The organism is Actinoplanes sp. NPDC089786 (assembly GCF_040684855.1).
Lineage (GTDB): Bacteria > Actinomycetota > Actinomycetes > Mycobacteriales > Micromonosporaceae > Actinoplanes.
The window spans coordinates 45,541-65,254 of record NZ_JBFBGU010000012.1 but is presented as its reverse complement, the minus strand read 5'-3'; the positions used below and the strand labels follow the sequence as shown (position 1 = coordinate 65,254).

General features: G+C 73.1%; 15 protein-coding genes and 1 pseudogene. 11 read left to right on the top strand and 5 right to left on the bottom strand.

Annotated features, from left to right (window positions below; genetic code table 11):
• The first annotated feature begins 27 nt into the window (after nt 1–27).
• Nucleotides 28–765, top strand: coding sequence for an alpha/beta hydrolase (locus tag AB0O15_RS28970; protein ID WP_364324431.1), 738 nt, complete (start codon nt 28–30; stop codon nt 763–765).
• 13 nt (nt 766–778) lie between these two features.
• On the opposite strand, the gene AB0O15_RS28965 is transcribed toward AB0O15_RS28970, so the two are convergent.
• Complete coding sequence (locus AB0O15_RS28965; protein WP_364324428.1) at nt 779–1,798, bottom strand: aldo/keto reductase; 1,020 nt, start codon at nt 1,796–1,798, stop codon at nt 779–781.
• 88 nt (nt 1,799–1,886) lie between these two features.
• Between AB0O15_RS28965 and AB0O15_RS28960 the strand changes: the two genes are divergently transcribed.
• Complete coding sequence (locus AB0O15_RS28960; RefSeq protein WP_364324425.1) at nt 1,887–2,477, top strand: TetR/AcrR family transcriptional regulator; 591 nt, start codon at nt 1,887–1,889, stop codon at nt 2,475–2,477.
• 227 nt (nt 2,478–2,704) lie between these two features.
• On the opposite strand, the pseudogene AB0O15_RS28955 reads toward AB0O15_RS28960, so the two are convergent.
• A pseudogene (locus AB0O15_RS28955) lies at nt 2,705–2,902 on the bottom strand (nitroreductase family protein); the annotation flags it as partial.
• A 687-nt stretch (nt 2,903–3,589) separates the two neighbouring features.
• Here AB0O15_RS28955 and AB0O15_RS28950 point away from each other — a divergent pair.
• Nucleotides 3,590–5,152 carry a methyl-accepting chemotaxis protein gene (locus AB0O15_RS28950; protein ID WP_364324422.1) on the top strand — a complete coding sequence of 521 codons (1,563 nt, stop codon included), beginning with the start codon at nt 3,590–3,592 and terminating at the stop codon, nt 5,150–5,152.
• Nucleotides 5,153–5,200: 48 nt separating this feature from the next.
• On the opposite strand, the gene AB0O15_RS28945 is transcribed toward AB0O15_RS28950, so the two are convergent.
• Nucleotides 5,201–5,905, bottom strand: coding sequence for a transposase (locus AB0O15_RS28945; RefSeq protein ID WP_364324420.1), 705 nt, complete (start codon nt 5,903–5,905; stop codon nt 5,201–5,203).
• Here AB0O15_RS28945 and AB0O15_RS28940 point away from each other — a divergent pair.
• The 3 genes from AB0O15_RS28940 (at nt 5,904) to AB0O15_RS28930 (ending at nt 12,454) form a co-directional block, all read left to right on the top strand.
• On the top strand, nt 5,904–8,867 hold the full coding sequence (locus AB0O15_RS28940) for an AAA family ATPase (RefSeq protein WP_364324417.1): 2,964 nt from the start codon (nt 5,904–5,906) through the stop codon (nt 8,865–8,867). The two genes, AB0O15_RS28945 and AB0O15_RS28940, sit on opposite strands and share 2 nt — an antisense overlap.
• Before the next feature lie 69 nt (nt 8,868–8,936).
• Nucleotides 8,937–11,456 carry a PEP/pyruvate-binding domain-containing protein gene (locus AB0O15_RS28935; RefSeq protein ID WP_364324414.1) on the top strand — a complete coding sequence of 840 codons (2,520 nt, stop codon included), beginning with the start codon at nt 8,937–8,939 and terminating at the stop codon, nt 11,454–11,456.
• Nucleotides 11,453–12,454, top strand: a complete 1,002-nt coding sequence (locus tag AB0O15_RS28930; RefSeq protein ID WP_364324411.1) for a class I SAM-dependent methyltransferase — start codon at nt 11,453–11,455, stop codon at nt 12,452–12,454. Before AB0O15_RS28935 ends, AB0O15_RS28930 begins: the two co-directional genes overlap by 4 nt.
• An 18-nt stretch (nt 12,455–12,472) precedes the next feature.
• Here AB0O15_RS28930 and AB0O15_RS28925 read toward each other — a convergent pair whose 3' ends face one another.
• Together AB0O15_RS28925 and AB0O15_RS28920 are read right to left on the bottom strand one after the other, a co-directional pair.
• On the bottom strand, nt 12,473–13,690 hold the full coding sequence (locus AB0O15_RS28925; RefSeq protein ID WP_364324408.1) for a HAMP domain-containing sensor histidine kinase: 1,218 nt from the start codon (nt 13,688–13,690) through the stop codon (nt 12,473–12,475).
• Nucleotides 13,687–14,331 (bottom strand): response regulator transcription factor, encoded by a 645-nt coding sequence (locus AB0O15_RS28920; RefSeq protein ID WP_364324405.1) that lies wholly within the window; start codon nt 14,329–14,331, stop codon nt 13,687–13,689. Before AB0O15_RS28920 ends, AB0O15_RS28925 begins: the two co-directional genes overlap by 4 nt.
• Nucleotides 14,332–14,449: 118 nt before the next feature.
• Here AB0O15_RS28920 and AB0O15_RS28915 point away from each other — a divergent pair, with 118 nt between their 5' ends.
• From AB0O15_RS28915 to AB0O15_RS28895, 5 genes are all read left to right on the top strand, one after another.
• Nucleotides 14,450–15,082 (top strand): hypothetical protein, encoded by a 633-nt coding sequence (locus AB0O15_RS28915; protein ID WP_364324402.1) that lies wholly within the window; start codon nt 14,450–14,452, stop codon nt 15,080–15,082.
• Nucleotides 15,075–16,148 carry a peptidoglycan-binding domain-containing protein gene (locus tag AB0O15_RS28910; RefSeq protein WP_364324399.1) on the top strand — a complete coding sequence of 358 codons (1,074 nt, stop codon included), beginning with the start codon at nt 15,075–15,077 and terminating at the stop codon, nt 16,146–16,148. Before AB0O15_RS28915 ends, AB0O15_RS28910 begins: the two co-directional genes overlap by 8 nt.
• A complete protein-coding gene (locus AB0O15_RS28905; protein WP_364324396.1) occupies nt 16,145–16,834 on the top strand; it encodes an ABC transporter ATP-binding protein in 690 nt (229 codons plus the stop codon). The genes AB0O15_RS28910 and AB0O15_RS28905 overlap by 4 nt, the downstream gene beginning before the upstream one ends.
• Nucleotides 16,831–18,015 (top strand): FtsX-like permease family protein, encoded by a 1,185-nt coding sequence (locus AB0O15_RS28900; RefSeq protein ID WP_364324393.1) that lies wholly within the window; start codon nt 16,831–16,833, stop codon nt 18,013–18,015. Before AB0O15_RS28905 ends, AB0O15_RS28900 begins: the two co-directional genes overlap by 4 nt.
• An 83-nt stretch (nt 18,016–18,098) precedes the next feature.
• A complete protein-coding gene (locus AB0O15_RS28895; RefSeq protein ID WP_364324390.1) occupies nt 18,099–19,697 on the top strand; it encodes an MFS transporter in 1,599 nt (532 codons plus the stop codon).
• The last annotated feature ends 17 nt before the right edge of the window (nt 19,698–19,714 follow it).

The window sequence follows — 19,714 nt, the reverse complement described above, 5'->3', positions numbered from 1 at the left end:
ACCCCTCCGACCGACAAGGAAGTCGTCATGACCGTGGTCTTCATTCATGGAGTGCCCGAGACACCCGCCATGTGGGACGTCATCCGCCAGCGCCTCGATGCCGGGAGCGAGGTCGTGCGCCTGCCCGGATTCGGCATCCCCCGCCCCGCCGAACTGGGCGACAACGAGGCCTACGCCTCCTGGCTGGCCGAGCGGCTGCGCGAGATTCCGGGACCGCTGGATCTCGTCGCCCACGACTGGGGAGCCCACCTCCTGATCCGCGCGTTGTCGGCCTACGACGTCGACTGCCGGTCCTGGGTGGCCGACGCGGCCGAAGCCTGGCACCCCGACTTCGTCTGGGCCGAGGGCGCCCAGGTGATCCAATCGCCACAGGGCCCGGAGTTCCTGGCCGGCCTGACCGGACCCGGCGGCACGTTCGCCGAGTTCCTGCGCCCACGCGGCATGAACGAGGCGTCGCTGGCGGACGTCGACCGGACCTCGGACCAGGTGCTGGCCGACACGATGCTCATGTTCTACCGCGATGCCGTCCCGAACTTCTACCACTACCGCTCGTGGGGCCCGCGGATGGAGGCGGTACGTGCACCGGGGTTGATCGTGCACGGGAACGAGGACCCGTACGGCGACGTCGAGCTGAGCCGGCAGACGGCCGAGCGGCTCCGCACCGAGTTCATCGACCTGCCCGGCAAGTCGCACTACTGGATGCACCAGGACCCGGACGGCGCCGTCGGGCTGCTCCGCGACTTCTGGGGACGGGCCGCCGGGTAAGGCGCCTCGCCCCTCAGGCGGCGGAGCGCTCGCCGAGCGGACGCCGGCGCAGCTCGGTGCGCGCGATGGCCGGCGGCACGTACGCCTGGTCGAGCGGACCGGCGTCGGTGCCGGGCGGGACGATCTCGTCGATCCGGTCGAGCACCGCGTCGGACAGGGCGAGGTCAACCCCGGCGAGCAGGTTGTCGAGCTGCTCCATGGAACGGGCGCCGAGCAGCGCGGTCGTGACCCCGGGGTGTGCGATCGCGAACGCCATCGCGAGGTGCGGCATGGTGAGCCCCGCCTCCGCGGCGAGCGGGATCAGTTTCTCGACCGCGTCGACGCGGCGCTCATCGCTGAACGACCTCATCATCGTCGAGCGGCGGACGTCGCTGTCCTGCCCGCGGCGGACCCGGCCGGTGAGCATGCCCTGACCCAGCGGACCCCAGACCAGGGTGCCCATGCCGTACTGCTGCGCGATCGGAAGCACCTCACGTTCGATGCCGCGGTTGAGGATCGAGTAGGGCGGCTGCTCGGTGCGTGGGCGCTCCAGCCCGCGCCGTTCGGCCGTCCACTGCGCCTCGACCATGGTGGAGGCCGGCAGCCCGGACGTCCCGAACGCACGGATCTTGCCGCTGCGGACGAGGTCGGTCAGCACGGACAACGTCTCTTCGATGTCAGTGCCCGGATCGGGCCGGTGGATCTGGTAGACGTCGATGTGATCGGTCTGCAGCCGGCGCAGCGAGTTCTCCACGGCGGTGGTGATCCAGCGCCGGGAGGCCCCCTGATGGTTGGGGTCCGCGTCGACCGGACGGCCCACCTTGGTGGCCAGCACCACGTCGTCACGGCGGCCCTTGAGCGCCCGTCCGACGATCTCCTCCGAGTCCTGGTAGGCGTCCGCGGTGTCCACCAGGTTGATGCCGGCGTCGAGCGCCTTGTGGATGATGCGGATCGATTCGGCCGGCTCGTTGCCCATCGAGGTGGCGAACATCAACGCGCCCAGCCCGTAGGGACTGACCTTGATGCCGGTTCGGCCGAGGGTTCGGTACTGCATGGCGGTCTCCTGTTGTACTCTGCGATAACCGGAAAGCCCTTCCGGAACTGTAGCGGAAAAGCTTTCCGGTTAGCAACAGGAGGGAATCATGCCCGCGAGCGGCAGACGCGACGGTGACGCGCCCAGGCGTCAACGGGCCGACGCCACGCGTAACGTCACCGCCTTGCTGCAGGCCGCCAAGTCGGTGTTCATGAGCAGCGGCGTGGACGCGCCGGCCAAGGAGATCACCGACCTGGCGGGACTGGGCGTGGGAACTCTCTACCGGCATTTCCCCCGCCGGTCCGACCTCATCGTCGCGGTGCTGCAACATGAGGTGGACGAATGCGTGCAAGCCGCCGGGCAGCTCAGGACCACCGTCGCTCCCTGGCCGGCGTTCATGACCTGGATCGAGCAGTACACCGAGTTCGTCGGCACCAAGGGCGGGCTGGCCACCGCGCTACACTCGGGCGATCCGGCCTACAACGACCTCCCGCTGCATCTCCTCGACCGGCTCGAACCGGCGCTCGAGGTGCTCCTCGCCGACGCGGTGGCCGCCGGGCAGGCGCGCGGCGACGTCACCGCGCGTGACGTGCTCACGACCGTCGCTCTGATCTGCCAGCCGGTTCCCGGCGCCCCGGCGGACTTCAACCGGCGGATGGCCCGGGTATTCGTGGACGGACTGACGGCACAAACGCCGTAACCCTCACGCCCAGCGCAACACGTCCCCGCCGGCGTTGAACCGGCCCAGCTCAGCACGCTCGCCGTCGGCCGCGGCCAGGTGGTCGCCGAGCTGCGGCATGTACGGCGCCACCCGGCCGGCGAACTCGTGGAGTCACGATCCAGGGCCAGCACGGCGGTCACCGGCGCGCCACGCGACTGCGCCCGGTTACGTTCGTTGAGGTGCGGTAAGAGCCGGTCAAAACCTTCCGGGGTACGCACGAACAGCACGCGCAACGGCTGGATGTTGAACATCGTCGGTGGCCATTTCGCGAGGTCCCAGATCTCGGCCAGCAGATCGTCGCCGACCGGTGCGGGCGCGAACCGTTTGACGGTGTGCGCGTCGCCGAACAGCAACCCGCGGCCGGCCGCCTCGAGCCCGCCCGCCTCGACGGAGGCCGGTGTCACCAGGTGCTCCTAAACGCGTCGCCCCATTCGGGGTCGTACTCGCGCAGATCCTGCGGAGGATCGACCGGCGGGCCGCCGGTGCCGGCCGGCGCCATCCGGCTCAGGGCGTCGACCTCCGCGCCTCGTCGTGTTTCCGCACCGCCATCGTGTCCGGCGCTCGCCGCGCGCCGTCATGGTGGCGCTCAGATAAGCGTCGCTTGCCGCGACGATCCGCAGATCCGGGTCCAGCGCCAGATAGAGCCCGGGAGCTGACTCGAAACTGCTGACCACCCGGGCCACTGGAACCATCCGGGTCTCGGTGGTGGCGGCCTCGGGAGATGACGGAAGTTCGATCCAGACCCGCAGGCATAGGACACGGTGTGCCAGGGGACCGCTCTGGAAGCGGCCCGCCGGATCATCATCCTCGAAGATCAACCCCAAGAAGCCCTTTCACCACAACGAACACCATCAGCGGCGAGCAGGCGCCGCTTGAGCCGAGCATCGCGTCCTTCGCCACCAGGAGACAGCCTTCCGTCGTCGGCCGTGATCGGTTCTGCCAAAACGGAGAAAGCTCAGAACTCCGCCGAGGATGCCGATTGGTGCTTCGGTAGAGCATCCACGTCCACGGGGGTCGTCGTGAGTTCGGTGTCGGATAGCGGTCGGCCGGTGGGCACGTCCGGTCTTCTAGGGTTGATCAAGGACCGGTCGGTGATCACGAAGATCCTGACAGCGGTGCTGCTGGTCGCGACGATCGGTTCCGGGGTCGCGGTGTTCTCACTGGTCAAGATGTCGGCGGTCAACGACAGCACCGGCGCGGTGTACGACGGCGGCCTACAGCTGCAGAAGGTCGCCGAGATGCGCAACGCGTTCAACCGTGTCCGCACCGACGTCCTCGAACATCTGGTGGCTGCCGACGGTGCCGGTAAAGATGCGGCCGAGCAGTCTCTCGCCAAGAACGAGAAGGGTGTCGCCGAGTCGGAGAACGCCTACAAGCAATTCCCCCTCGGCCCCATCCGTGTCGAAGCGCTGGCAAAGTTCGACGACGCCTGGCGAGAGTTTCTGAGCATCGTGAAGGGTCGGTTGCTGCCGCTGAGCCGCGCCGGCAAGCAGGCCGAGATCGCCAAGCTCCGCAAGACCGAGACGTTGCCGTTGATCGCGGAGATGCGGGAGGCGATGGACACCCTGGCCGCGCAGACCGTGGTCAAGGCGAAGGAAGAAAAGACTACCGCGCAGAGTGACTACACCACCTCCCGGACCCTGGTCGTGGTGCTGATCATCGTGGGTGCCGCACTCGGTGTGGCCGCGTCGATCGGGATCGCCCGGCTGATCACCCGGCCGCTGGCGCGCTGCGTGCAAGTTCTGGACCGGGTGCGCGGCGGTGACCTGACCGGACGCACCGGACTGACCGGCCGGGACGAGGTCGCCCAACTGGCCCAGGCGCTGGACGCTTCCACCGCCGCGATCGCAGGTATGGTAAAGCAAGTCGGCGCCAGCTCGCAGCACGTCGCGGCCGCCTCCGAACAGCTGTCCAGTGTCTCGGTCGAGATGTCCTCAGCCGCCGAACAGACCTCCGCGCAGGCCAGCAACGTGGCCACCCAGGCGGGACAGGTCTCACGCAACGTGCAGAGCGTGGCCGCGGGCGCGGAAGAGATGGGCGCGTCGATCCGGGAGATCGCCGGCAACGCCAGCGAGGCGGCCAACGTCTCCGCCTCAGCCACCCAGACCGCCAACCGCACCAACACCATCGTCGCGAAACTCGGCCAGTCGTCCACCGAGATCAGCAGCGTGGTTCAGCTGATCACCGCAATCGCGGAACAGACCAACCTACTCGCGCTCAACGCCACCATCGAGGCCGCCCGCGCCGGCGAACTCGGCAAAGGCTTCGCCGTCGTCGCCTCCGAGGTCAAGGACCTGGCCCAGGAAACCGCCCGGGCCACCGAGGACATCTCCCGCCGCATCGCGACGATCCAGGACGAGACCGGCCAGGCCGTCACCGCGATCGCTGAGATCACCTCGGTCACCTCACGGATCAACGACTACACCTCGACCATCGCCGCGGCCGTGGAAGAACAGACCGCCACCACGAGCGAGATGGCCCGCAGCGTCAACGACGCCGCCACCAGCGCCACCGACATCGCCTCCACCATCGACGGCGTCGCCCAGGCCGCCGACTCCACCGCCACCGGCGCCACCCAAACCCAGGCCACCGCCCAGGACCTGGCCAGAATGGCCGCCGAACTCCAGTCGACCGTCGCCGCCTACCAGGTCTGACCACCCCGACTCGATCTCCACGAACGGCCCATTGTGAGAGAAGATCCACTATGGCACCCCGCTCCGAGGTGCCACATCGGTAGGCCTCATCCGGCCCGAGGATGATCGGCGCGTCAGCCCCGGGGCGGAGCCATCCGCAACTTCGCCCGACGAAACTCTCAGTCCGACGGCGCGGCGGAGCGCGGTCGGGCCAGTTATCGGCTTCGATGTCCTGACGGTGGGCGGCCAGGACAGCCGCGCCGGCGGCGCTTCCGCGAGGCCGGCGGTGGCGATGCTGTGGTCGCACCTGTGCCGTTGGGATGAGCTGGCAGTCGCCTGCCTGCGCGGTGGGCAGGCTGTGTTGGCGGTCGGCCGGGTGATCCCGCGCCGGGCCAGGGTCGTAGCCTTTTTCGCCGTGCAGCTTCGCGGGCCGTTTCCGCGGCGGTGGGTGCTGGCCGACGAGATCGGGAACGACTCCGGCAGCTCGTTCCAGGCGCAGCCGGAGCCGAGCACGTACAGGATCGCCGCGAGCGCTACGCGGTCGTCGATACGCCGCCGGCCGCCGCCCTGATGCCTTACTCGGGTGCTCGGGCAGCAGCGGCCGCGCGAGGTGCCACCACCCTTCCGGCCTTCCGGCCTTCCGGCCTTCCGGAAGATCTTGGACAGCGCCTGGCTGTCCCCCGGCTGACGGGGACAAGACCGATTTATCGCGCTCCCGGCCGGTCCGCGCGATACTGTGACGGTTCGATCCGGTCGGCAATGGACGGTCGCCATGTCTGCGGTTGGAGCGGTGCCGCCGCTGGTCGGGCGGTCGGCGGAGCTCGCCCGGGTGACCGTGCGGCTGGAGCGCGCGGCCGGCGGGCAGGGCGGGATGCTGATGGTCGCCGGTCCCTCGGGCATCGGCAAGACCCGGTTGACGTCGGAGATCCTGGCGCTCGCCCGCGACGCGGGCTGGACGGTGCTCACCGGCGGGGCCCGGGTTCTGGGCAGCCGGCAGGGATACGCGCTGTGGCTGGACGTGCTGGCGCCGTACCTCGCGGGGTTGCCGCAGCCCGAGCGAACGCGGCTGGTCGACGGGCTGCCGGATCTGGGGCGGCTGCTCGCCGGTCTGCACCTGGCGCCCCCGGTGCCGCTGCTCGACGCGGCGCTGGAGCGTACCCGGCTGTTCGAGGCAGTGGCCCGGCTTCTGGTCCGGATCGCCGATCGCGGACCTGTCACGGTCGCGCTGGACGATCTGCACTGGAGCGACCCCGGGTCGATGGAGCTGCTGCACTACGCCGCTCGAGGACTGGCCGACCGGCCGGTGCTGGTGATCGGCACCTACCGCACGGATGAGGCCGAGGCCACGCCGGAACTGTTCACGATGCTGCGGGACCTGAGCCGGGACGACCTGGTGGACGAGATCCGGCTGAGCGGCCTGGACGTGGAGGCGACCCGCGCGCTGGCCGCTTCGATGCTGGGCGGCGATCCCCCGGAGGAGCTGGTCACGAGCCTGGTGGCGCGCACCGTCGGCAGTCCGTTCATGGTGACGGCGCTGGTCGAGGAGCTGCGCTCGACCGGTGAGCTGTTCCGCAGCGGCGGCGCGTGGGTGGTCGGCCCGGGTGCGCTGCGGACCGTACCCGCGGTCGTCGGAGATCTGGCCCGGGCGCGACTGCGCCGCCTGGACCCGGCGCAGCGGACCGTCGTGGAGCTGGTCGCGGTCGCGGGCGCCGCCGCCACCGTGCCGGTGCTGGCGGACGCGTACGGCGCCGAGATCCCCGGCGCCGGTGCGGCGTCCGTCCTGGCCGCGGCCCGGGACCTCGCGGAGGTGGGCCTGCTGGCCGAGGAGATTGTGGACGGCACGGTCCGATACCGCACCACCCATCCGGTGTACGCCGAGGTCGCGTACGCCGGGCAGCCGGAGTCCATGCGCCGGCACCGGCACGCCGTGGTCGCGGCCGCGCTCGAGCGGCGGTACGCGGACGACGTACGGCTGCTCGCACCGCACTACCTGGGCGCTCATGACCAGGTCGATCCGGAGCGGGCCCTGGCGGTGCTCCACGCGGCCGGGAACCGCGCGCTGGCCGCCCACGCCGGCGCCGAGGCGGTCGATCTGCTGGCCGCGGCCCGGGGTGTCGCCCGCGCCCGGGGCGACGCGGCGCTCGGGATCACCCTGGCCGAGCGGCTGGGCGACGCCTGGTACAGCGTCCGGCGCACCGACGCGGCGGTCGAGGCCTGGTCCGAGGCGTTGGACGGCCACCGGCGGGCCGGCGACACCGAGGCGGTGGCGCGGGTCGCTCGCCACCTCGCCGACGCGCTGTGGGACAGCGGCGAGTTCGACCGCACAAGGCAGCTGGTCGCGGACGTCCTGGCCGCCGACCAGCCGGCCGGACCGGCTTCGGAGCTGCTCCGGCTGCGGGAGACGGCGCTCTGGCTGGCTCTGCGGACCGGCGACATGGCGGAAGGCGAGGCCCACGCCGCCGAACTGCGAGCGCAGGGCCGACGGTTCGGCTCGAACCGGGCCACCCTGCTGGCCGATCTCTTCGAGGCGGCGGCCCAACGCGATCGCGGTGAATACGAGGCCGCCCGGCGCGTGCTGCTCGATCGGTACGACGCCATCGTCGCGCTCGACGATCCCCTGCTGCTCAACATGGCCCTGCGTCCGCTCATCCTGATCGAGCTGGCGCTGGCGGGTCCCCCGGCGGCGTTGCGGCGCGGCGCCGAGGCGATGTCCCGGGCCCGCGCGTCGGCCGTCCTCGCCCTGGAGGTCAGGCCTCGTACGTTGATCGGGATCGCGCATTTCTTCGCCGGCGACTGGGAGGCCTCGTTGCGCGCGGCGACCGAGTTGCTCGCGGTCGGCCACCGGATCGCCAGCCCGCGGGCGGTGGCGGCGGGGCTGTCCGGCCGGGCCCTGGTGCTCTGCCACCGAGGTGAACTGGCCGCCGCCGCCCAGTGCCTGGCCGAGGCGCGGTCGGCCTTCGGCGGTGGGCGGCCGGCGGACCGCCACATCTTCAGCCACATCGAGACGCTGGACATGATGGTCGCTCTACATCGCGATCCCGGCGGCGTTCCGGCCGATGCGCCGACCGCGCCCGGGCTGTTCCTCGCCGAGCTCACCCTGGCGGTCCATGGTCACGCCCAGCTGGCCGCGGGCGACGTGGTGGCGGCGGCCACGACCCGCGATCGCCTGACGGCGGTCGGGCCCGGCGCGCCGTTCTCGCTGGCCCTGGCCGACCGGCTCACCGCATCGATCCACCGGGCGCGCGGTGATGTGGTCGCGGCGCGGGAGGCGGCGGCGCGTGCCGCCGCCACGTTCACCGGCCTGCACATGCCGTTCGAGGCCGCGCGGTGCTGGTTGGAGTGGGCCGGGGACGGTGATCCTCCCGGTGCGGTGGACACCGTCCAGAAGGCCCTGCGTGTCTTCGTCCGGCTGGGCGCCCGGCACCTCGCCGACCAGGCCCGGCACCGGCTGCGAGCGCTGGGCGCCGTACCGGCGCCGGCCGATCGGTCGCCCCGGCCGGCCGGCGACCCGCTGAGCCCACGCGAACGGGAGGTCGTCCTGCTCGTCGCGGCCGGGCTGGGCAACGCGGAGATCGCACGCCGGCTCGTGATCAGCCCGCGCACCGTCACCACCCACCTGCAACACGTCTACGCCCGCCTCGGCATCGGTTCGCGGGCCGCGCTGGTCCGCTACGCCCTCGATCACGCGGTGGTGGCCCCGGCGCGGATACGTAGCCCGCGACAGCCCGGTACGTAGCCCGACGGATAGCCGCGCCGGGGCAAGGGCCGGGAAGGTTGGTGGTGTCCCCGAACAGAGGAGCCGTCGATGTCGGCATCCACCTCCCGCGACGTCCTGATGCTGGCCGGCCTGAAGGCACCGGACGCCGGGGCGGCCGGCCGCAAGGCGACCACCCTGGCGGTGCTGCGCCGGGCCGGGTTCGACGTACCGGATGGATTCGTGGTCACCACCGACGCTTTGGATCGGGTGGTCCGTGCCGCGGGGCCGGACACCGGCCTGACCGCGGCAGGCGCGGCCGAGCTGGACCTCGACGAGGAACTGGCCGCTCGGATCCTCGCCGCCGCCGAGCGGTTGGACGGCGGCCCGTACGCCGTCCGCTCCTCGGGCGTGGACGAGGACGGCACCCAGGCGTCACACGCCGGCCAGTACCGCACGCTCCTCGGCGTACCGGGCGGCGCGGCGCTGCTGCGCGCGATCCGCCACTGCTGGGCGTCGGGCTACACCGAGCACGTCGCCGCCTACCGGACCAGCCGCGGGCTGCCGGCCGCCGGACGCGTCGCCGTCCTGGTCCAGCCGATGGTGCCGGCCGACGCCGCCGGTGTGGCGTTCACCAAGAACCCGGTGAGCGGCGACGAGCGCGAGACGATCGTGAACGCGGTCGAAGGCCTCGGCGACCGGCTGGTCGACGGCGCGGTGGCCGCCGACGAATGGGTCGTGCGCGACGCGGCCGCACAGCGCCTGACCAGCGACGGGTCGGCGATCGACCGATACTCGGCGCTTCGCGTCGCGGCGCTGGCCCGCCGGGTGGCCGAGCATCAGGGCAGCCCGCAGGACATCGAATGGGCGCTGGCCGGGGACCGGTTGGTCCTGCTGCAGGCCCGGCCCATCGTCACCGCCGCAATGGACGTGCCGGTCCCCGTCCCGGTCCCGGCCGAACCGCCACCCGGGTACTGGACACGCGAGGCCAGCCATGCGCCGCTGCCGTGGACGCCGTTCACCCGGGAGCTGCTCACCGCCCGTGCGCCCGCGATCGCGGCGATGTGCGCGGACTTCGGTTTCCTCCTCGAGCGCGTGGACCTGCGCGACATCGGTGGCTGGGAATACGTACGACTGGTGCCCCTCGGCGGCCGGGACCGCCGCCCACCACCCGACCTGCTCGTCGGGCTGCTGGCACGGCTGGTTCCGGCGGTACGCCGGCGGGTGCGCGCCTGCGTCGACGCGTACCGGACGGACCTGCCGGCCCGGCACATCACCGCCTGGTACGACCAGTGGCAGCCGGCGTTGAAGAACCGGACCAGCCTGCTCCTGGCCGCCGAGCCGTCCACCGACGACCCCGATCAGCTCGCCCAGCACCTCGACGATGCCGTGGCCCTGTTCGCCGCGGGCATCATGGCGCACTTCCGGGTGCACGGGGCGATCGCGCTGATGCTCAGCGAGCTCGCCGAGGCCTGCCGAGATCTCCTCGGCTGGGACGATGGGCAGACGCTGCGGCTGTTGTCCGGCCTGTCGGCCCGATCCACCGAACCGGCGCACCGCCTCGCCGTGCTGGCCGCGCTGGCCCGGGAGCGCCCGGCCGTCCGCGCGTTCGTGGCGGGCGCCGGGCCCGGCGGGCCGGCGCCGACCGCCGCCGTCGACGAGGAGTTCGCGGCCGGATTCGCCGACTATCAAAGGACTTTCGGTCGCCGCGCGCTGCGGTACGAGGCCGCCGACCCGAACCTGGACGAGCTACCGTGGCTCACCCTCAAACTGATCCGCGACCAGCTCACCCAGGGGTACGACCCGCAGGCCGAGGCCGCCGACCTCGACGCCGTCCGGACCTCGGCCGAACAAGCTGCCCGCGATCTGCTGGCCACCCGGAGCACGGACGACCGGGAGCGGTTCGACCGGGCCCTGTCGCGCGCCCGGCGGGCCTACCCGGCGCGCGAGGACAAGGAGTTCTTCACCTACAGCGGTCCCCTCGCCGTGGTCCGGCGGGCCGCCCTGGCGGTGGGACGCCGGCTCGCCGCGGCCGGCCAGATCGCCGCGCCCGGCGACGTGTTCTTCCTCGAACCGCCGGAGGCCGGCGACGCTGTCCGTGCGGGGACCGACCAGCATCAGCGGGTCGCCCGCCGCAAAGCCGAGCGCGCCTGGGTCCTGGCGCACCCGGGACCACCCTCCTACGGCCCCGACCCCGGTCCACCGCCGTCGATGGACCGCTGGCCCCGCGAGGTCGCCGCCGCGAACACGGCCCTGCTCTGGTACCTCGACCGCATCCTGGGTGCGGCGCCGGTGCCCGGCCGTCCGGGCCTTGTCTGCGGGCTGGCGGCCGGCCCCGGCCGCTACACCGGGCCGGCCCGGGTGATCGCCGGCGAGGACGACTTCCACCTGATCCGTCCCGGGGACGTCCTGGTCTGCCCGACGACCGCGCCGGTGTGGTCGGTGCTGTTCCCCAGCATCGGCGCCCTGGTGACCGACACCGGTGGCACCCTGTCCCACCCGGCGATCATCGCCCGGGAATACCGGATTCCGGCCGTCGTCGGCACCGGCTGTGCCACCCGGACCCTGCGCGACGGCCAGTTGATCACCGTCGACGGTGACGCCGGGACGGTGGCGGTGGTGGCGTCATGAGCACAGCCATCGGACCCGAGCCGGATTCGCTGCTCGGCGAGGTCGGCGAGTCCCTCATGATCGCCGCCGTCCTCGCGGCCGCGGACCGGCTGCGGGTCCTCGACCACCTCGACCGGAGCCCGGTCGATCCGGCGGCCCTCGTGGCCGACGGTGGCCTCGACCAGCGGAGCGCGCCGCTGCTGCTGGCGGCCCTGCACGGGCTGGGACTGACCACTCAGGACGGGGACGGCAGGTACCGGGCCGGCGAACCTGGGCTCGCCGCGGCGGCCGGTGTGCTGCTCGACATGTCCCGGTCGCTGACCGAGGTGCTCTGCACCGGCCGGCGGGGCCTATCCGTCGACCGCCGGCAGGACGCCGAGCGCTACTACCCCGCCGTGGTCGGGCCGCTCGGTCAGGCCATGACCGGCCCGGCCGGCCGGGCCGCGGCCCTTCTCGCCCAGCACCGGCCCGCGTACCGGGACGTGCTCGACCTCGGCGCGGGCGCCGCCCCGTGGAGCCTCGCCGTGGCCCGGCGTCTGCCGGCCTGCCGGGTCACCGCACTGGACCTGCCGGGCACCCTGGCGATGACGCGGGCCGCGGTCACCGCCGCCGGGCTCGCCGGCCGGTACGCCTTTCACGCCGGCGACCTGTTCGCCGACCCGCTCCCGCAGGAGACCTACGACCTCGTCTTCGCGGCGAACCTGTGCCACCTGTTCCCCGCGGCGGTCAATCGGCGTCTGCTCCGCTCGGCCGCACGGCTCACCCGGGCCGGGGGAACGGTCGCGGTGATCGACATCCTGCCCGACGCCGCCGGCCGGCACCGGCGAGCAGTCGCCCTCTACGCGCTCACGCTCTACGCCCGCACGTCGGCCGGACAGCTGCACACCTACGACGACCATCGCGAGTGGCTGACCGCGGCCGGGTTCACCGGCGTCCGGCGCACCGACGTGGCCGGCGACCTCCCGCTCACCATGATCACGGCCGTTCGCGGACCGGCGGCCGACCCCGGCGACGAGTGAATCCGACGTTGACGGCCTTCACGCGGTGCGGGCCGGGAGGCTGACCGTCACGCTCAGCCCGCCGCCGGGGCGAACGCTCGCCACGGCCTGACCGTCGTGCGCCACGGCGATCGAGGCGACGATGGCCAGGCCGAGCCCGAAGCCGCCGTCGCCGGTGCGTTCGTCCAGCCGCCGGAACGGTTCGAACAGCTCGCCGACCCGGCCGGCGGCGACCTGCGGGCCGGTGTTGTCCACCGTGAGCGACACGCGGGCGCCGTCGGTGCTCGTGCTGATCCAGACGGCGCCGCCCGGGACGTTGTAGCGGACCGCGTTGTCGAGCAGGTTGGCCGCGAGGCGTTCCAGCAGGATGGGGTCGCCTCGCGTCGGCGCCGGCGTCAACGAGGTGTGCAGCCGCGCGGTGTCCGGGGCCGATGGGGCGGCGTCGATCGCGTCCTCGATGACGGTGGCGAGGTCGACCGTCGTCCGGTCGACCTGACCGCGGTCCGTGCGGGCCAGGGTGAGCAGCGCCTCGATCAGCGCCTGGGCGTGGCACACGGCGTCGCGGACGTCGCGGCCCATGTCCAGCAGTTCGCCGCGGGTGGGTTCGGGCTTGGCCAGCACCACGTCGACGGCGGTACGCATGACGGTCAGCGGCGTCCGCAACTCGTGGCCGGCGTTGGCGATGAACCGGCGCTGGCCCTCGAACGCCGACTGGAGGCGGTCGAGCATGTCGTCGAACGTGTCGGCCAGTTCGCGTAGTTCGTCGTGCGGGCCGGTCAACGCCACTCGCGCCGTGAGGTGTTCGTCGGAGGCGTTGCGGGCCGCCTCGGTGATCCGGTGCACCGGCCGCAGCACCCGCCCGGCGACGATCCAGCCGGCGGCCGAGGCCAGGAGCGTGACCACGGCGAGCGTGCCCAGCGAATACCGCAGCAACTGTTCGAGGGTCGCCTCGCGTTGGGTCGTGGCGCCTTCGAGGACGCCCTCCTGGTAGGCCGCCTTGCACTTGTACACCAGGTCCGGATCGGCGTCCGGGTTGCCGGACGCCTTCGCGCAGGTCGCGGCGAAGTCGGCCGGGGCGGTCTGCTTCGCCTCGGCGCTGTCCTTCCCGGGCGCCGGAGCGGGCAGGTTCGCCGCGAGCAGGCCATAGGTGATCACCACCAGGATCACCCCGCAGAGCGCGAACAGCCCGCTGTACAGCAGAGTCAGCCGGACCCGGACGGTCAGCCGGGGACGGATCGCGAACCGGCCGCGGTTCACAGCCGGTAGCCCCGGCCGACCACGGTCTCGATCAGTGGCGGCGGGCCGAGCTTGCGCCGCAACCGGGTCAGCGTCACCGACACGACGTTGCTGAACGGGTCGGCGTTGACGTCCCACACGTGCTCCAGCAGCTCCTCGGCGCTGACCACAGTGCCGTCCGCGGCGGCCAGCATCTCGAGCACCCCGAACTCCTTGCGGGTCAGCGACAGGGCCCGCCCGGCGCGGGTGGCCCGGTGGCGGGCGCGATCGACGGTCAGGTCGCCCCGCCGGACCAGCGGCGGCGCCGAGGGGGCACGGCGGGCCAGGGCGCGGACCCGGGCGACCAGCTCCGGGAAGGCGAACGGCTTGCCCAGGTAGTCGTCGGCGCCCAGCTCGAGGCCGTCGACCCGGTCGTCCACCGAGGCCGCGGCGGTCAGCAGCAGGATCCGCGCGGCGACACCGGCCAGGGATCGGCAGACCTGATCCCCATGTACGAGCGGCAGGTCCCGGTCGAGAACGATCACGTCGTACGCGGTATCCGACGCACCGGCCAGCGCCGCGGCGCCGTCATGGACGACGTCGACCGCCATGCCGGCGTCCGTCAGCCCCTCGCCGATCCGGGCGGCCAACGTGATGTGGTCCTCGGCCACCAGCACGCGCATGCCGACATTGTGCCCCGCCGGACATGACATCCGTCCAACACGGCACGTAGCGCTGATGTCATCGCCTTCCCGATAGACCTGTCGGCGTCCAGTGCGAAATCGCCATCGGGGGTTCGTGATGAAACGTTTCCTGGCCGCCACGGCGGCCGCTGCCGCTCTGATCGTCCTCGGCGGGTGCTCCGACGTTCCGCCCGCGCCGACGGTGCCGCAGCTGGCCGGCCGCAGCGGCGGCACCGGCGAGGGCAGCGGCGGCGCCGGAAATCCCAACGCCGTCGGCGGGGACGGCAGCGCCGAGCGCCGGGCCCGGCTGCACGCCGCCGGGGACTGCGTCCGGAAGCACGGGGCGCCGCGCTACCAGGACCCGCTGCTGACCGCCGACGGTTTCGTCTACACCGACGACGTCGCCCTGCGCGACCTGGACGGGCCGGAGCTGGACGCCATCCAGACGGCCTGCCGCGACCTCATCCGGGCGGCGGCGTTCTCGATGCGCGACCAGGGCCCACCGCCGCCGAACCTGATCCGGGCCGGGGTGAAGTCGGCCCAGTGCCTGCGCGCCAACGGCCTGCCCGGCGTCAAGGACCCCACCGCCGACCGGCACTTCTCGCCGGGCAAGGGGTTCGGGCTCGATCCGGACTCGATTCCGGCCGGCGGGAAGCAGAACCCGGTCGTGATGCGGGCGCTGACCGCGTGCCGGGCGGTCCTGGACGAGGAGGCACAGGTGTCCAGCCTGGGGAACCTCGGCCATGCGTAGGCGGGTGGCCCTCGGGGCGGTCGTCCTCGCGGCGGCCGGGGCCTCCGGCGCCGGCTGGTGGCTGCGGGACACGCCGGCTCGATCGGCGGGCGGGGTGCCGACGGGCTCCGCGACCGTGACCCGCACCGACCTGACGACCACGACCGCGGTGCCCGGCACGCTGGGATACGTCGGTACGTACTCGGTGCACCGGCCGGGCGGCGGCACCGTCACCTGGCTGCCACGGCCGGGTCAGGTGATCGTCCGGGGCCGGCCGGTCCTCGCCGTCGACAACCGGCCGGTCCGGCTGCTCTACGGCGACCGGCCCGCGTGGCGATCACTGGCCCTGGGCGTCACCACCGGACCGGACGTCCACGCGCTGGAGCGGAACCTGGTCGCGCTCGGGCACGCCACCCGGGCCGGCCTGACCGTCGACGGCCGGTTCACCGGGGCGACCGCCGCGGCCCTGCGCCGCTGGCAGCGGGCGACCCACCAGCCGGTCACCGGGCGGCTCGAGCTGGGCGCCGTCACGTTCCAGCCTGGCCCGTTGCGCGTCACCACCCTGGGCGCGACGGTGGGTGGGCCGGCGATCGGCGACGCCGGCGGCCCGTTGCTGTCCGGCACCTCGCCGGTCGTCGGGGTGGCGCTCGCCGTGCCGGTCACCGAGAGCCACCTCGTCCATCTGCAGGACGCCGTCACGGTCACCCTGCCCGGCGGCGACACCCTGCCGGGACGGGTCACCGAGCTGTCGACGGTGGCATCGGCCCCCGGTGCCAACGAGCCCGGCCGGGGCGATCAGCTCCCGTCCGTCGCGGCCACGGTCACCCTCGGCCGGCAGGCGGCCGGCGCCGCCCTCGACCAGGCGCCGGTCGAGGTCCACGTGACCACCGGCTCGGCCGACGGGGTCCTGGCCGTGCCGATCACCGCGCTGGTCGCGCTGGCCGGCGGCGGGTACGGCGTGTACCTGCTCGACGCGCCCGCGCGGCGGCTGATCGGCGTCACCCCCGGCCTGTTCTCCGACACGCTCGTCGAGGTCACCGGGGACGGCCTGGCCGAGGGCATGACGGTGGAGGTGCCGGTGTCATGACCACGCCGGCTCTGGAACTGTCCGCCGTGCGCAAGGTGTATCCGGGTCCGACCCCGGTCATCGCGCTCGACGGCATCGACCTGGTCATCCGGACCGGCGAGGCGGTCGCCATCACCGGCGCGTCCGGCGCCGGCAAGTCCACCCTGCTCGGGATCCTGGGCACACTCGAACGACCCACCAGCGGCGCGGTGCGGATCGCCGGGACCGATGTGGCGGCTCTCCCGGACGCGAAGCTGTCCGCCGTCCGGGCCGGCCGCCTCGGCTTCGTCTTCCAGCAGTTCTTCCTCCTCGATCACCTCAGCGTGCTCGACAACGTGGCGACCGGCCTGCTCTACCGGGGCCTGCCGGCCCGGGTCCGCCGCGAACACGCCGCCGAGGCGCTGCGCGGAGTCGGACTGGCCGGTCGGATCGGGCACCGGGCCGGGCAGCTCTCGGGCGGCGAACGGCAGCGGGTCGCCGTGGCCCGGGCGACCGTCGGCCGGCCGGCGGTGCTGCTGGCCGACGAGCCGACCGGCAGCCTGGACTCGGCCACCGGCGCCGGCATCGTCGAGCTGCTCGCCACGCTGGCCGGCCAGGACACCACGGTCGTCCTGATCACCCACGATGCCGGCGTCGCCGCGGCCATGCGGCGGCAGGTGCGGCTGCGTGACGGCCGGATCGTCAGCGACACCGGGACACCGGCGTGACCTCGCGGCTGCGTCTGCCCGACGCGATCACCCTGGCCACCAGCGGTCTCCGGGCCCGCCGCGTCCGCACGGCGCTGTCCGCGCTGGGCGTCGCCATCGCCGTCGCGGCCGTGGTCGCCGTGCTCGGCATCGCCGAGTCGGCCAAGGCCGACCTCGTCAGCCGGCTCGGCGAGGAGGGCAATCTGCTGACCGTCGCGTCCGCACAGTCGATCAACGGTCGTGAGGTGCCGCTACCGATCACCGCCGAACCCATGATCAGGCGGATCCCGCCGGTGCGGACGGTCACGGCCGTGGCCACTCTCGCCGATGTCGGCGTACGCCGCAGCACTGCCGTCCCGGCCGTGCAGACCGGCGGCATGAACGTGCTCGCCGCACAGGTCTCGCTGCCGGAGACGGTGTCGGCGCGGATGCTGCTCGGCCACTACCTCGACGCGACCGCGGACGACTACCCGGTGACCGTTCTCGGCTACGAAGCCGCGAGGATTCTCGGCATCGGCTCCCTCGACGCCTCGACACAGGTCCTGGTCGGCGACCGCTACTTCACTGTCGCCGGAGTGCTCGCGCCGGTCACCGTGGCGCCGGAGATCGACGTCGCCGCGCTGATCAGCTTCCCGCAGGCGGAACAGCTCTTCGGGCGGACCGGCGGACCGAGCCGGATCTACCTGCGCGCCGACCCGGACCAGGTGGCCGCGGTCGCCTCCGTGCTCACCGCCACGACGGTGCCGCAGGGGCAGGAGGACGTCCAGGTACGCCGGCCGTCCGACCTGCTGGTGGCCCGGATCGCGGCCAAGAACACGTTCGTCGGGCTGTTCCTCGGGCTGGGCGCGATCGCGTTGCTGATCGCCGGGGTCGGCATCGCCAACATCATGGTGATCTCGGTCCTGGAACGGCGCGCAGAGATCGGGCTCCGCCGTGCGCTCGGCGCCCGCCGCCGGCACGTCGCCGCCCAGTTCCTGCTCGAGTCGACGTTGCTGGCGGCGATCGGCGGACTGCTCGGCACGGGACTCGGGGTGGCGGCGACCGCCGTCGCCGCCCGGCTCGGCGGCAATCCGGTCGTCGTACCGGCGCAGGGGCTGGCCGCCGGCCTCATCGCGGCGCTGCTGATCGGCGCGCTCGCCGGCCTCTACCCGGCCGCCCGGGCCGCACGCCTGTCACCCGTGGAGGCGCTCCGGGCGCTGTGATCCAGCCCGAGGGCGTCACGGTCGCCGGCGAGCCTGAGCGCCCGCCGACGCTGGATCCGCTCCAGGTGGGGTAGACCGATACGGTGAGCGCCGAGCATTCCACCGCCCTGACCGCCACGCCGTCGGCCTGGGCGCCGTTGCGCGTCGTGGCCTTCCGCAGCCTGTGGCTGGCGCTGCTGGCCAGCAACATCGGCACCTGGATGCAGACCGTCGGCGCTCAGTGGCTGCTGGTCGAGCAGTCCGGGAGCGACACGCTGGTGGCCGTGGTGCAGACCGCCAGCACGCTGCCGATCGTGCTGTTCGCCCTGGCCTCCGGGGCACTGGCCGACACCCTCGACCGGCGGCGGCTGCTGATCGCCGTACAGAGTTTCCTGTTCGGTGTCGGGGTGCTGCTCACCGTCCTGACGCTCGCCGGGCAGATGCCGGCGACGCTGCTGCTGACGCTGACCTTCGCGCTGGGCGCGGGCCAGGCGCTGACCGCTCCGGCCTGGCAGGCGATCATTCCCGAGCTGGTGCCGCGCTCCCAGCTCGCCTCCGCGTCCGCGCTCGGCGCGATCAGCATGAACCTGGCCCGGGCCGTCGGTCCGGCGGTGGCCGGGGTGCTGATCGCGCGGACCGGAGCCGGTGTCGTGTTCGGGCTCAACGCGCTGACGTTCGCGGCCTTCACTCTCGTGCTGTGGCGCTGGCGGCCGCCCGTCGCCGGCACCGCCCAGGCGCCCGAACGCTTCGCCGCCGCGGTCCGGGCCGGCGGCCGGTACGTGCGGCACTCGCCGGTGGTGCGGCGCATCCTGCTGCGCGCGGCGTTGTTCCTGGTGCCGGGGAGCGCGCTGTGGGCCCTGCTGCCGCTGGTGGCCAGCCGCCGGCTCGGTCTGGGTTCGGGCGGGTACGGCGTCCTGCTCGGCGCCGTCGGCGTCGGCGCCGTGGCCGGGGCGCTGCTGCTGCCCCGCCTTCGTGCCCGCTGGTCGGTGAACCGGCTGCTGCTGGTCGCCGGCGTCGTGTTCGCCGTGGTTCTCGCCGTGCTCGCCCTGGCCCGTTCGGAGGTCGCCGTCGTGGCGGCGCTGCTGCCGGCCGGGGTGGGCTGGGTCATGGTGCTGTCCAGCGTGAACGCCGCCATGCAGCTCTTCCTGCCGAACTGGGTACGCGCCCGCGGCCTGGCCGTCTACCAGATGATCTTCGCCGGGGCGCAGGCCGCCGGAGCGCTCGTCTGGGGCGCCCTCTCCGACGCGTACGGGCTGGTCGCGGCCCATCTGGCCGCCGCCGTGGTGATGGCGGCCGGGGTGCTGACGCTGCGCTGGTGGCCGCTGCGGGACACCACCGGGCTCAACCGCGAGCCGGCCAGCTACTGGCCCGAGCCCCATCTCGAGCTGGACCCCGACGATCACGACGGCCCGGTGCTGGTCACCGCCTCGTACGCGGTCGGCCCGGCCCGCGAGGAGGAGTTCGTGGAGGCGATGGAAGCGGTGCGCCGCAGCCGGCTCCGGACCGGCGCGGTGCGCTGGGGGCTGTTCCGCGACGGCGAGGAACCGAGCCGTTTCGTCGAGGTGTACCTCGTGCCGAGCTGGGACGAGCACTGGCGGCAGCACGCCGGCCGGCTGACCGGCGCCGATCAGGAGGCCGAGGAACGGGCCCGGGCGCTCGCCGACGGCCCACCGGACGTCAGCCACCTGCTCTCCGCCCGCTGACAAACGCGCGTTCTCGC

Excerpts from the sequence above, each read along its gene's own strand:
- AB0O15_RS28970 (WP_364324431.1), top strand. The coding sequence starts at position 28 with ATGACCGTGGTCTTCATTCATGGAGTGCCCGAGACACCCGCCATGTGG.
- AB0O15_RS28965 (WP_364324428.1), bottom strand. The coding sequence starts at position 1,798 with ATGCAGTACCGAACCCTCGGCCGAACCGGCATCAAGGTCAGTCCCTAC.
- AB0O15_RS28960 (WP_364324425.1), top strand. The coding sequence starts at position 1,887 with ATGCCCGCGAGCGGCAGACGCGACGGTGACGCGCCCAGGCGTCAACGG.
- AB0O15_RS28940 (WP_364324417.1), top strand. The coding sequence starts at position 5,904 with ATGTCTGCGGTTGGAGCGGTGCCGCCGCTGGTCGGGCGGTCGGCGGAG.
- AB0O15_RS28945 (WP_364324420.1), bottom strand. The coding sequence starts at position 5,905 with ATGGCGACCGTCCATTGCCGACCGGATCGAACCGTCACAGTATCGCGC.
- AB0O15_RS28935 (WP_364324414.1), top strand. The coding sequence starts at position 8,937 with ATGTCGGCATCCACCTCCCGCGACGTCCTGATGCTGGCCGGCCTGAAG.
- AB0O15_RS28930 (WP_364324411.1), top strand. The coding sequence starts at position 11,453 with ATGAGCACAGCCATCGGACCCGAGCCGGATTCGCTGCTCGGCGAGGTC.
- AB0O15_RS28920 (WP_364324405.1), bottom strand. The coding sequence starts at position 14,331 with ATGCGCGTGCTGGTGGCCGAGGACCACATCACGTTGGCCGCCCGGATC.
- AB0O15_RS28915 (WP_364324402.1), top strand. The coding sequence starts at position 14,450 with ATGAAACGTTTCCTGGCCGCCACGGCGGCCGCTGCCGCTCTGATCGTC.
- AB0O15_RS28910 (WP_364324399.1), top strand. The coding sequence starts at position 15,075 with ATGCGTAGGCGGGTGGCCCTCGGGGCGGTCGTCCTCGCGGCGGCCGGG.
- AB0O15_RS28905 (WP_364324396.1), top strand. The coding sequence starts at position 16,145 with ATGACCACGCCGGCTCTGGAACTGTCCGCCGTGCGCAAGGTGTATCCG.